Origin of the sequence: Flavobacterium sp. (genome assembly GCF_039930565.1) — a bacterium.
Taxonomy (GTDB): Bacteria; Bacteroidota; Bacteroidia; order Flavobacteriales; family Flavobacteriaceae; genus Flavobacterium.
Genome location: NZ_JBDTTP010000113.1, coordinates 1 through 9312, shown reverse-complemented (window position 1 = coordinate 9312; position 9312 = coordinate 1). Strand labels below are relative to the sequence as shown.

The 9312-nt window shown below is 33.6% G+C and carries 5 protein-coding genes; 3 read left to right on the top strand and 2 right to left on the bottom strand.

The annotated features are described in order from the left end of the window. Window positions 1–192: 192 nt before the first annotated feature. Both ABI657_RS18180 and gyrA read right to left on the bottom strand, forming a co-directional pair. Window positions 193–1461 carry a tetratricopeptide repeat protein gene (locus ABI657_RS18180; RefSeq protein ID WP_348098689.1) on the bottom strand — a complete coding sequence of 423 codons (1269 nt, stop codon included), beginning with the start codon at window positions 1459–1461 and terminating at the stop codon, window positions 193–195. Between the two features lie 43 nt (window positions 1462–1504). After that, on the bottom strand, window positions 1505–4144 hold the full coding sequence (gene gyrA, locus ABI657_RS18175) for a DNA gyrase subunit A (protein WP_348098688.1): 2640 nt from the start codon (window positions 4142–4144) through the stop codon (window positions 1505–1507). Between the two features lie 258 nt (window positions 4145–4402). Between gyrA and ABI657_RS18170 the strand changes: the two genes are divergently transcribed. The 3 genes from ABI657_RS18170 (at window position 4403) to ABI657_RS18160 (ending at window position 9064) form a co-directional block, all read left to right on the top strand. Next, entirely contained in the window at window positions 4403–6949 is a 2547-nt protein-coding gene (locus ABI657_RS18170; protein WP_348098687.1) for an ATP-dependent Clp protease ATP-binding subunit, read from the top strand. 141 nt (window positions 6950–7090) lie between these two features. Next, window positions 7091–8458 carry a 30S ribosomal protein S6--L-glutamate ligase gene (rimK, locus tag ABI657_RS18165; RefSeq protein WP_348098686.1) on the top strand — a complete coding sequence of 456 codons (1368 nt, stop codon included), beginning with the start codon at window positions 7091–7093 and terminating at the stop codon, window positions 8456–8458. 90 nt (window positions 8459–8548) lie between these two features. Then, window positions 8549–9064 carry a YetF domain-containing protein gene (locus ABI657_RS18160; protein WP_348098685.1) on the top strand — a complete coding sequence of 172 codons (516 nt, stop codon included), beginning with the start codon at window positions 8549–8551 and terminating at the stop codon, window positions 9062–9064. The last annotated feature ends 248 nt before the right edge of the window (window positions 9065–9312 follow it).

Here is a 9312-nt window from a genome sequence, read left to right as displayed (position 1 = left end):
CCATAATTGGGGATTAATACTCAATCAGTTCTTAACTATATTTGAAAAAAGGGTTCAACTTTAATTAAAAAGTCAAACCCCGTTATTTTTAAAATTACACACTTTTTAGGACAGTGTCGACTAAAACCTGAGTAATTAAAAATGGTATAGACTTTATAATTGCAAATCCAAATAATTTTATAACTTATTTAATTAACCTTTTGCTTTTAGAGCTTTTGCTTCAGCAGTCATTTCCAAAGCACTATAAACACCTAATAAGGTTTTCTTTACGTCTTCATTCTTAGGATCTAATTCATTGGCTTTTTTAAGATAAGGAATAACACCTTTAAAAAGAGTTTCTCTCTGTGCTTTTAAAACAGTATAGCGTTTGTTATCTTTTTCTGAATTTCCTAATTTATTCATTTCATCAAGGATCGTTTTATCACGTTCTAATTTTAATGCAGCAAGATTAAGATATGCATTTGCATAATTTGGATCGATTTCTATAACTTTAAGGTAATATTTTTCAGCATCAGCAGCATTGTTTGCATTTGCACTAATAACACCTAAATTAAAAATAAGCTCTTTATTATTTGGATCTTTTTGTAATGCCTCTCCAACTAATTTTTTATAAGTTTCAAAATCCTTTGATTCCAAGTATAAATTAGCTTCTGTAAGAATTAATGAAGTATCATCAGGATTAGATTTTCGTGCATCGGAAATCGCTTTTTTAGCATCTTCACTTTGTCCCTTTTGAACTAAAATCAAAGCAATATTTTTATAGATTTCACCTCTTTTTGAAGTGATAACTTCAGTTTTAGGTTTCTCATGAGTACCTAATTTGACTGCCATATCTCTTTCATTAGCAGTATTAAAACCTTGTTCTTCACCAGATAATTTATTAACGGCAATATAGCTCGTTCCTTTACCTGAATAATTTAATTTTTTCAGTTCATCATAAGCCGTAAGTGCAGCATCATAGTCTTGTGCATTTACATATGTAGAGGCTGCATAATATAAATTAATCGTGTCTTTTTTATCCAATAAATAAGCATCATATAACTTTTTAGCACCTTCTTTTTGTTTATTTGACTGAGTATCAGCAATAGCTGCGTTAATTAATTTTCCTTTAATTTGAGTAATTGATGTAGCTGCCTGAGTTGCATATTTCTGTTTCCCTGAAGCGTTTTCTAAATCAATTAGTTTTTTATAACTTTCTGCTGCTAATGAGAGATTTTTCCCTGTTTCTACACTTTTGTCAGCAAGCTCTAAATAAGCATTTCCTTTGACAAAATAAAATTGGGCCTGCTCTGCATCTTTGGCATTTGCTACCATATTTTCAGCATCATTTAATATTGTAATTGCCCCTTGGGCATCTCCACTTTTTAAAGCTTTTTCAGCACTTTTAATCTGATCTTTTTGAGCAAAAGTAGCTACTGAAATCAATAATGCTGACGCAAGTATTACATATTTACTTTTCATAATATTCAATTTGTGTATTTAATTTTAAATCTTTTAATTTAGTTTATTCTTCAGATTCTTCTTCTTCAGAGTCATCATCTTCCTCTTCTAATTCTTCATCAGCATCGTCGTCGTCTTCAACTGTTCCTTCATCTTCCAGAACTTCCAAATCCGGTTTTACTCTTTCGATTACAGATTCGATAACATTTCCTTCTTCGTCAACTATAACTTCTGCAACATCGTCTTTCATCACTTTTGTTACAGCAGCAATTGAATCTTTACCTTTTAGATTTATCAATCGAACTCCCTGAGTCGCACGACCCATTACACGTAAATCCTCAATAGCCATTCTGATCGTTAATCCGGATTTGTTGATAATCATTAAATCATCAGCATCGGTTACTGCATTAATCGAAATCAGTTTTCCTGTTTTCTCTGTAATGTTAAGTGTTTTCACACCTTTACCCCCACGATTCGTGATTCTGTAAACATCTTCACCATCTTCATCAACTAATTTGGTACGTTTCCCATATCCGTTTTCAGTTACCACTAAAATTTGCGAATCGTTGATATTGTCTTTGTCAACCGTAACCATACCAATTACTTCATCAGTATCATCTTTTAGGGTAATTCCACGAACTCCGGAAGCAGTTCTTCCCATCGGACGTGTTTTTGTTTCTTCAAAACGAACTAACTTACCAGATTTAACAGCCAAAATAATCTGACTTTCTCCGTTAGTTAATTTTGCTTCCAATAATTCATCACCTTCCTTAATAGTAATGGCAGCAACACCATTAACCCTTGGTTTAGAATATTTCTCTAAAGAAGTTTTCTTAACCTGACCTAATTTTGTAACCATTACAAGGTTATGACTGTTGATGTAATCTTTGTCTTTTAAATCCTGTGTACAAATGAAAGCTTTTACTTTATCATCACTTTCAATATTTACCAGGTTTTGGATCGCTCTGCCTTTTGCCGTTTTGCTTCCTTCAGGAATTTCATAAACACGCATCCAGAAACATTTTCCTTTTTGGGTAAAGAACATCATATATTGATGATTCGTTGCCACATACATATGCTCTAAGAAATCCTGATCTCTGGTTCCTGCACTTTTTTGTCCTACTCCTCCTCTATTTTGTGTTTTGTACTCTGTTAAATTGGTACGTTTGATATAACCTGCGTGAGAAATCGTAATTACTACATTTTCATCGGCAATTAAATCTTCAATACTTACATCTCCGCCAGAATATTCAATTTGAGAACGACGCTCATCGCCATATTTCTCACGAATTTCTTCTAATTCTTCTTTGATTAAATTAGTCCTTAAATTTACATCTGCCAGTAAAGCTTTCAAATGATCGATTAATTTCATTAATTCCTCATACTCAGCTCTTAGCTTATCCTGCTCAAGACCTGTCAACTGACGCAAACGCATCTCAACAATTGCACGAGCCTGAATATCTGATAATTTAAATCTTTCGATTAATTTTTCACGTGCTTCTTCCGTATTTTTAGAACCTCTTATTAATGCAATTACTTCATCAATATTATCAGAAGCAATTATTAAACCTTCTAAAATATGGGCTCTCTCCTCAGCTTTACGTAATTCGAACTGCGTTCTTCTAACTACTACATCATGACGGTGCTCAATAAAATAGTGAATCATGTCTTTCAGATTCAGCATTTGTGGGCGGCCTTTTACTAATGCAATATTGTTTACACTGAAGGACGATTGTAGTTGTGTAAATTTATATAAGGTATTCAATACTACGTTTGGAGTAGCATCACGTTTCAGTATATAAACGATACGCATACCATTTCTATCTGATTCATCACGAATATTAGCAATACCTTCAATTTTTTTATCGTTAACCAGATCAGCTGTACGCTTGATCATATCAGCCTTATTCACCTGATATGGAATTTCGGTAACAATAATAGATTCTCTTCCGTCTACTTCCTCAAAACCAACTTTAGCACGCATTACAATACGTCCTCTACCTGTTTTAAAAGCTTCACGAACACCTTCATAACCATATATTATTCCACCCGTTGGAAAATCAGGGGCTTTAATATGTGTAATTAATTCATCTATTTCTATATCATTATTATCAAGATACGCCAGCGTTCCATTGATAACTTCAGTTAAATTGTGGGGAGGCATATTAGTAGCCATACCAACTGCAATACCTGTTGCTCCATTTATTAATAATGTAGGAACTCTGGTAGGCATTACTTTTGGCTCATATAAAGTATCATCAAAGTTCAATTGAAAATCAACTGTTTCTTTTTCTATATCTGCCATGATTTCTTCCGAAATCTTTTTCATTCTTGCCTCTGTATAACGCATTGCAGCAGGGCTATCTCCATCTACTGAACCAAAATTACCCTGACCGTCTACTAAAAGATAACGCATGCTCCATTCCTGAGCCATACGTACCATCGCATCATAAACAGACGTATCTCCGTGAGGGTGATACTTTCCTAAAACTTCACCGACAATTCTGGCGGATTTTTTATGGGCTTTATTCGAAAAAACTCCTAAATCATACATTCCGTAAAGCACTCTACGATGCACTGGTTTCAAGCCATCTCTAACATCAGGAAGCGCTCTGGATACAATTACCGACATCGAATAATCGATGTAGGCTGATTTCATTTCATCTTCAATGTTAATAGGAATTAACTTTTCTCCTTCAGACATAAGTTGTTATATTAAATAATTATATTAGTTTCAAAACGTGCCAATATACGGATTTTTGAAATTTTAAAACCTAATTTCTTACACTAATTTCAATGATTTATTAACAACTTTTTTTTACGTTTTGGTTAATAAATTAAGCCTTTTTTAACTGTTTTATTATCTTTTTTTTTGTCTATTAGCTGACAGGTGTTCCTGAAAGGTATGGTTTTTGTTTTTCAAACACTAATTCACTAAATTTACAATACCTAACTATATATTATGGATGATAATTTTTCACCAAGAGTAAAAGATGTTATTACATACAGTAAAGAAGAGGCGCTTCGTTTAGGTCACGACTTTATTGGTACTGAACATTTAATGCTGGGCATTTTAAGGGATGGAAACGGAAAAGCCATTCATATCCTTAATAACCTGGCAGTCGATTTAGATCATTTACGCAGGAAGGTAGAAATACTGAGTCCGGCTAATCAGAGCGTTGAAGTAAATGCGGAAAAGAAAAATCTTCATCTTACACGACAGGCAGAGAGAGCACTAAAGACAACCTTTCTCGAAGCTAAGGTATTTCAGAGTTCCTCTATTAGCACGGCACACTTGCTTTTATGCATCTTACGAAATGAAAACGATCCAACAACCAAGCTATTGAATAAACTAAAAATTGATTATGATATAGCTAAAGAACAATATTTAAATATGACTCCAAGCGAAGAAGAATTCTTAGAAAACTTGCCAAAAAACGAATCTTATAATGATGATTCAGGACAAGATGACAGTCTAAAAGAAAGTAGTTTTAACAATCCGGCCAATAAGTCAAACAAAAAATCAAAAACTCCCGTTTTAGATAATTTTGGGAGAGATTTAACAGAAATGGCAGAGGAAGGAAAATTAGACCCGGTTGTAGGACGCGAAAAAGAAATTGAACGCGTGTCACAAATCCTTAGTCGTAGAAAAAAGAACAACCCGCTTCTTATTGGAGAGCCCGGAGTTGGTAAATCTGCTATTGCAGAAGGACTGGCATTACGTATAATCCAAAAGAAAGTTTCCCGTATTCTTTTCAATAAACGTGTAGTAACGCTTGATTTGGCAAGTTTGGTTGCCGGAACAAAATACCGAGGTCAGTTTGAGGAAAGAATGAAAGCTGTAATGAATGAACTTGAAAAAAATGATGATATCATTCTTTTCATTGATGAAATTCATACTATTGTAGGTGCTGGCGGAGCAACTGGTTCACTAGATGCTTCTAATATGTTCAAACCTGCTTTAGCAAGAGGCGAAATACAATGTATCGGTGCTACTACGCTTGATGAATACAGACAATATATTGAGAAAGACGGAGCCTTAGAAAGACGTTTCCAGAAAGTAATTGTTGAACCAACATCTGTTGAAGAAACTATTGCGATTTTGAATAATGTAAAAGACAAATACGAAGATCACCACAATGTTACTTATTCTCAGGAAGCCATTGAAGCTTGTGTTAAACTAACAAACAGATACATGTCTGAGCGTTTTTTACCGGACAAGGCTATTGATGCTCTTGACGAAGCTGGTTCTCGCGTACACATAACTAATATTGATGTCCCAAAACAAATTTTAGATTTAGAACGTCAGCTGGAAGAAGTGCGTGAAAACAAAAATATGGTAGTTAAAAAACAAAAATATGAAGAAGCTGCCAAACTTCGTGATGATGAAAAACGTATTGAAAAAGACCTGGCTATAGCTCAGGAACAATGGGAAGAAGATTCTAAAAACAACAGAATTGAAGTTACAGAAGATAATGTAGCCGATGTTGTTTCTATGATGACCGGAATTCCGGTAAACAGAATTGCACAGACAGAAAGCAACAAATTAGCCAAATTACCTGAGTTGATTCAGAACAAAGTAATTGGTCAAAACGAAGCTGTTCTTAAAATTGCACGTTCTATTCAACGTAACAGAGCCGGACTTAAAGATCCGAACAAACCAATCGGTTCGTTCATTTTCTTAGGTCAGACAGGAGTTGGTAAAACTCAGTTAGCGAAGGTTTTAGCAAAAGAACTATTCGATTCTGAAGATGCGTTAATTCGTATAGACATGAGCGAATACATGGAAAAATTTGCAATCTCTCGTTTAGTTGGAGCGCCTCCGGGATATGTTGGATACGAAGAAGGAGGACAGTTAACTGAAAAAGTTCGCAGAAAACCTTATTGTGTTGTTCTTTTGGATGAGATTGAAAAAGCACATCCGGATGTATTCAATATGATGCTTCAGGTTTTAGATGATGGATATTTAACAGATAGTTTAGGACGCAAAATCGACTTTAAAAACACGATCATTATCATGACATCAAATGTTGGAGCGCGTCAGTTAAAAGATTTCGGACAAGGTGTAGGATTTGGAACTGCTGCTAAAGTGGCTCAGGCTGATGAAAATTCGAAAAGCATTATTGAAAATGCATTAAAGAAAACTTTCGCTCCTGAATTCCTAAACAGAATTGATGATGTAATTGTATTTAATGCTTTAGAAAAACATGATATCGATTTGATTATCGAAATTGAGCTTAAAAAATTATATGCCCGTGTTTCTGAACTTGGCTATAGCTTAAGTCTTACTGATAAAGCAAAAGCATTTATTGCTGAAAAAGGCTTCGACAGACAATTTGGAGCAAGACCTCTAAAAAGAGCGATTCAAAAATATGTGGAAGATTTGTTGGCTGAAGAAATCATTACTTCTAAAATTCATTCAGGAGATGAAATTCTGATGGATTTAAAAGATGATTCTCAGGAACTTTCAGTAGAAATTCATAAAGCAGAAGAACCTAAAAATCTTTAGATAATTTAAAATTTATAATAAAAATAATATACCCGTTACGTTTTCATAACTTAACGGGTATTTTTTTTAGATAATTCACTATCTTTAATAAAAGCAAATAGTTACTTTTGAATATTAAAATTCTATAATACAAAACAATATATGTTTCAAAATAAAGTCATTTTAGGAAGTGAAGAATGGTGTGCATTTCCAGAATTAGGAATCCCAACAATAAAAGCTCGTGTTGATTCTGGTGCTAAAACTTCAGCAATGCATGCAATAAATATAGCTCCGTTTATAAAAAATGATGCCAATTGGGTAAAATTTGATATTAATCCGATTCAAAATAATATTAAAACTATTATCCATTGTGAAGCTCCGTTAGTGGATAAAAGAATCGTAAAAAGTTCAAGCGGTTTCAGGGAACATCGTTATGTAATTCAGACCAGTATTAAACTGGGAGAAATTAAATGGCCTATAGAGATGACTTTAACTAATCGTGATTCTATGGGTTTCCGTATGCTTTTAGGCCGTGAAGCCATGAGCGGTCGCGTATTGGTTGATCCTGAGGAAAAATATCTATTAGGACAACCATCAACCGAAACATTAAAAGAATTATACCAAAACTCTGAAAAAGCAACTTCCGGTTTACGAATTGGACTTTTGGCCAGTAATCCTGAATTATACAGTAACAAACGAATTATGGAAGCTGGAGAAATGCGCGGCCATGAAATGCATTTTTTAAATATAAAGGAATGCTATATGAAACTGGATGCTAAAACTCCTGAAATTCATTATCGTGGCGGAAAAATACTGAATGAATTTGATGCTATTATTCCGAGAATTAGACCAAGCATAACTTTTTATGGCTGTGCGTTGACGCGTCAGTTTGAAGCGTTGAAAGTGTTCTGCTTAAATTCAGCTTCTGCCATCACACAGTCACGCGATAAATTATATTCACTGCAATTGCTTTTAAATAGCGGAATTGATATTCCTACAACTGGTTTTGCCAACTCTCCTTTAGATACCGACAATTTAATTAAAATGGTTGGAGGTTCGCCGTTAATCGTAAAATTATTAGAAGGAACACAAGGAAAAGGCGTTGTTTTGGCTGAAACAAAAAAAGCTGCAGAAAGTGTTATTAATGCTTTTAAAAGCCTAAATGCCAATATTTTGGTTCAGGAATTTATTAAAGAAGCCAACGGAAAAGATATCCGTTGTTTCGTTATTGACGGAAAAGTCGTTGCTGCCATTCAGCGTGAAGCAATGCCGGGAGAATTTAGGGCTAACATCCACCTTGGCGGAACAGCTTCAGTTATAAAAGTAACAGCTGAAGAAAAAAAGATAGCCATAAAAGCGGCTAAAGCCATGGACTTGAAAGTGGCGGGAGTTGATATTATCCGTTCTTCAAAAGGTCCATTGTTATTGGAAGTAAATTCATCTCCTGGTCTTGAAGGAATTGAAGGAGCAACCAATAAAGATATTGCCGGTGAAATGATCAGAGCAATTGAGAAAAATTTTAAGTTATAATACTTTTTTCTCTTTAATTAATTAGAAAGATTAATCCCCAATCTTTGTCAGGTTTTTTAAATTTGACAAAGATTTTTAAATTAAAATAAAATGGTACTTTACTCCTACATTGATATTGCTTTTAGAAGTGTTGCCGTTTATTTTTTTATGACGATTGCGTTACGAATTTTTGGAAAAAAAGAACTCTCGCAATTAAATACAGCTGATATTATTTTAATTTTACTGATTAGCAATTCAGTTCAAAATGCTATGGTTGGCCCGAACACAAGTCTGTTAGGAGGATTAGTAGCTGCCTTAGTTTTATTTGTAATAAATTTTATTATCAAAAAATTAACTTACAAATATAAAATCCTGAATAATTTATTATTAGATAAGCCTGAAATTCTAATTCACGATGGAAAATTAGATTTTAAAGCCTTGAATAAATTAGACATTTCAGACAATGAATTAAAAGAAGCCATGCGTGAACATGGTATTGAACATTATGCAGATGTCAAACTTTGTATGTTAGAAATTGACGGCACAATAAGTATCATTGGTCAGGATAAAAATCTTAAGCAAACGCATTACAAGCGAAAACACAATCATAAAAACTTCAGAAAGTGAAATATTAAATATTTAAAATACTGACTTTCATTATTTTAAACATTTAAATAAAAACATTTGGTTATATACTTTGTTATACTATGTATTTTGTTATACATTTACCAAATGAATGAAACATTTGTAACAAATTGGAAATCGCAGGTAAAGAAAGGGACGCTAACTTTCATTATCCTGAACGTACTCAAAAATAAGGAGTACTATGGTTATGAACTTATAGAACAAATAAGGAAACATACCGAAATAGAAAT